General features: G+C 70.5%; 3 protein-coding genes. 2 read left to right on the forward strand and 1 reads right to left on the reverse strand.

Features of this window, described 5'->3' with window-relative positions; genetic code table 11:
• Positions 1-854 (reverse strand): Hsp70 family protein (locus ABZ374_RS48275; RefSeq protein ID WP_360325142.1); only part of this gene is annotated, 854 nt, incomplete at its 3' end.
• A gap of 508 nt (positions 855-1,362) precedes the next feature.
• Between ABZ374_RS48275 and ABZ374_RS48280 the strand changes: the two genes are divergently transcribed.
• Complete coding sequence (locus ABZ374_RS48280; RefSeq protein ID WP_360325144.1) at positions 1,363-2,205, forward strand: hypothetical protein; 843 nt, start codon at positions 1,363-1,365, stop codon at positions 2,203-2,205.
• Between the two features lie 215 nt (positions 2,206-2,420).
• Positions 2,421-3,248, forward strand: a complete 828-nt coding sequence (locus tag ABZ374_RS48285) for an inositol monophosphatase family protein (protein ID WP_360325146.1) — start codon at positions 2,421-2,423, stop codon at positions 3,246-3,248.
• Positions 3,249-3,360: the final 112 nt, after the last annotated feature.

Genomic DNA, 3,360 nt, shown 5'->3' on the forward strand with positions numbered 1-3,360 from the left:
GTGAGCTGCTGGAACTGGGCGCGGGTGAGCTTCTCGTCCAGGTGCAGCGGGCCCTCGGCCGAGGCCGTGATGTAGGGCAGGTTGATCGAGGTCTCGGTCGCGCTCGACAACTCGACCTTGGCCTTCTCCGCCGCCTCGCGCAGACGTTGCAGCGCCATCTTGTCCTTGGACAGGTCCACGCCGTGCGCGTTCTTGAACTGCTTGACCAGGTGGTCCATCACCCGCTGATCCCAGTCGTCGCCGCCCAGATGGGTGTCGCCGTGCGTGGCCTTGACCTCCACCACGCCCTCGCCGATCTCCAACAGGGACACGTCGAAGGTGCCACCGCCCAGGTCGAACACCAGGATCGTCTGATCACGCACCTTGTCCAGGCCGTAGGCCAGCGCCGCCGCGGTGGGCTCGTTGACGATGCGCAGCACGTTGAGCCCGGCGATCTCGCCGGCCTCCTTGGTGGCCTGGCGCTGGGCGTCGTCGAAGTACGCCGGCACCGTGACCACCGCGTCGGTGACCTTCTCGCCCAGGTACGCCTCGGCGTCGCGCTTGAGTTTCTGCAACACCCGAGCGGCGATCTCCTGCGCGGTGTAGCGCTTGCCGTCGATGTCGCCGACGTCGGGGAAGTGCCACGAATTGTCGCCCATGTGCCGCTTCACCGAGCGGGCGGTGCGCTCCACGTTGGTCACCGCCTGGCGCTTGGCCACCTCACCGACCAGCACCTCACCGTTCTTCGCGAACGCCACCACCGACGGCGTGGTCCGTGCCCCTTCCGCATTCGTGATGACGGTGGGTTCACCGGCTTCGAGAACCGCGACCACCGAATTGGTCGTGCCGAGGTCGATACCGACCGGACGTGCCATGAGGACGCTCCTCGTCGAACGTCGAGTGCTCCGGTGGCCGATTCCGCGTCCGCGCCCCGGCGCCACCGGCACCGCGAGCACCCCCGAGCCACGGACCCGCCACCGGACTCTCGTACCTAGCGGCCGTGCGGGTACTACCTCCGGAATATGACCCACATGCCCCCATGTCAACCGCAACCACGCCGATCACCGCACTCCCTCCACCAATGGTGACCGCACCCACACGTCGAGTGGCCGGCGACCTGGGGCGGTCGGGCCGCGCGCATCCGCCGGGTGACCCCGCCGTCACCCTTCGGACGTGCCGTCGTCCGCCATCGGCGCGGGCCGGTGGTCCGCCGGTCGGGCGCGGGTCGTGGATCGTTCATCGAATTCGGCTTGGCAGCGGGCCGGCGAAGCGATGTGCTGGTGGCGTTCGTGTTCGATCGGTTGTCTGTCCACGATCCGCAACTCCCGTGACCACGACGGCGGATGCCCGCGTGGTCGCGCCCGGGCCGGAGGTTGAATCCTGATGCGTCGACGTTCCCCGCGCCGAGCCGTCACCGCCACCATCAGCGCCGTGTGCGGCGCCGTACTGACCGTCGCCCTGACCACCTCGCCCGCCCTGGCGGCCGACGAGTGGCGACAGACGTCCAGCAGGACCTTCCTGCTCCTGGATGCCCTGCAGCGTTCCCAGGGCGTCGCCACCGACGGGCAGAGCTGGTTCTTCTCCTGGCAGAACGGGCTCCAGCGCACCACCCTGGACGGTTCCAGGATCGTCGACAAGCCGTTCGCGATCCCCAAGCGGATCGCCGACCTCGGCGGCAACCACATCGGCGACATCGACTATCACGACGGAAGGATCTACGCCCCCATCGAGGACGGCAGCGGGTATCGGCACCCCTTCATCGCGCTGTTCGACGCCCGGACCCTGGAGTTCACCGGCACCGCGTACGAACTCCCGCAGCCCCTGCACACCCAGGGCGTGCCGTGGGTGGCCGTCGACGCGGCCCGCGGCTACGTCTATACCGCCGAGTGGAACAACACCACCGCGCTCAACGTGTTCGCCCTGGCCGACCTGTCGTTCGTCAAGCAGGTGCCGCTGAGCACGACGGTCGGCCGGATCCAGGGCGCCAAGATGTATCAGGGCAGGCTCTACGCGTCCGCCGACAACGACCGCAAGTCGATCTACCGGATCGATCCGGACACCGGCGTCGTCGCCGACGTGCTCGACCGCGACCTGCCCGCCGGCACCGAGGCGGAGGGGCTGGCCTTCCTGCCCACCGCGGACGGCGCGGTGCTGCACACCCTGGACGTGGCGCCCTCGCGGCTGTGGGTGAACTTCCGCAACTACCAACCCGTCGGCACGAGCTGACCGCCGCCGATCCGGTGCTCGGGGCCCGCCGCCAACCTGGTGGTGGACGGCGGCGGCCCTCGACATAATGCAGGGGCAATCTATTGCACGACGGCGACCCGATGCCGGGACGGCTTTCGCGTGGGGCGAGGGCCGCGGGCCGATCGCGCGGGCCGAACCCGCCTGCGATCGATGGGCATCGGGCTCATCGACCGTCGTAGGCAAGGAGCGACGACGTGGTCTTTCCCCTTCCCCGTACCCTCGCGGCCCTGCGCGTGGCCCGCGAGGCCGCCCAGACCATTCGCCGGGCCGGGCGCCCCCGGCGGATCCGACTCAAGTCCTCCGCCGCGGACCTGGTCACCGCGACCGACCTGCGGGTGGAGAAGCTGGTCCGGGCCTGGCTGAGCAGCCACTACCCGCAGGACGCGGTGGTCGGCGAAGAGGGCGGCGGGTTGGCCGAGTTGGATCTGCGTCGGCCGACCTGGTTCGTGGATCCGCTGGACGGCACCACCAACTTCGCCCACGGCCTGCCGCATTACGCGTGCGCGATCGCGTTCTGGGACGGTGAGCAACTCGCGCTCGGCGTGGTCGCCGACGCGACCCGGCGCAGGACCTACTGGGCCGAGGCCGGGCGCGGCGCCTACGAGGGGCGCAAGCGTCTGCAGGTTTCGGACACCCGCACGTTGGGCCGCAGTGTGATCGCCACCGGCTTCCCGCCGTCCCGGGCCACCGATCCGGACAACAATCTGGCCGAGTTCCTGTCCGTGGTCAACGACACCCGCGACGTGCGCCGGCTGGGCTGCGCCGGCATCGATCTGTCCTGGGTGGCGGCCGGTCGCCTGGACGCCTACTGGGAGCAGCGCTGCGGCCCGTGGGACTGGGCGCCCGGCGCGATCCTGGTGCGCGAGGCCGGTGGTCGGGCCAGCACGTTCGACGGGACCGACTGGAAGCCCGGCGACGGCGAACTGGTGGCCTCCAACGGCGCGATCCACGACCGCCTGCTGCGCTCGTTCGCACAGGCCCGGGCCGGCGCCGGGCTGCCCGCCCGGCCGATCGCGGCCTGACCGGGCACACCCGCCGGCACCGGACTGGGCGGACCTGCTCACCACCACCGTGCGCGAGGTCGGCGACTGGACCCAGATCGGTACCTCGACGGTGCGCCCGTTGGTGGCCCGG

The organism is Embleya sp. NPDC005971, from assembly GCF_040629175.1.
Taxonomy (GTDB): Bacteria; Actinomycetota; Actinomycetes; order Streptomycetales; family Streptomycetaceae; genus Embleya.